A 364-nucleotide genomic window follows, 5' to 3' on the forward strand; every position below is an offset into this window, starting at 1 on the left:
TCTTGGGCATTTACAATAAAATCCATATCTCTATATTCAGTAATAGGTTTTATTTTTTTTATCAATTTATTTGATAGAAACTCCCTTTCTATTTTCCTTAATTCTTCGCAATCAAGACAAGGCATTTTATCTTTCTGCCTGATGTACTTATCATAAAATTCTAAAATCATTTTTGTAGCTTCATCAGTTTCTTCTTTAGGCACTTGAATTGGTGCAATTGTATCTTTTTCTACTATGGTATCTCTTTTGATAGAGGAAATAGTATCGATAGTTTCATCAGAAGATGATACTTGGGTATTGTTATTGTTACAAGAAAATAACAATAAACATGCTGAAATAAAATAATAAATCTTTACCATCTGAA

1 protein-coding gene is annotated in these 364 nt (G+C 27.7%); it reads right to left on the reverse strand.

Annotated elements, in window-relative coordinates; all coding sequences use genetic code 11:
* Positions 1-359, reverse strand: a 359-nt coding sequence (locus HMPREF9075_RS13040; RefSeq protein WP_034556523.1) for a hypothetical protein, incomplete at its 3' end; no start/stop codon positions are given.
* Between the last annotated feature and the right edge of the window lie 5 nt (positions 360-364).

It is taken from the genome of Capnocytophaga sp. oral taxon 332 str. F0381, from assembly GCF_000318275.2.
Classification (GTDB): Bacteria; Bacteroidota; Bacteroidia; order Flavobacteriales; family Flavobacteriaceae; genus Capnocytophaga; species Capnocytophaga bilenii.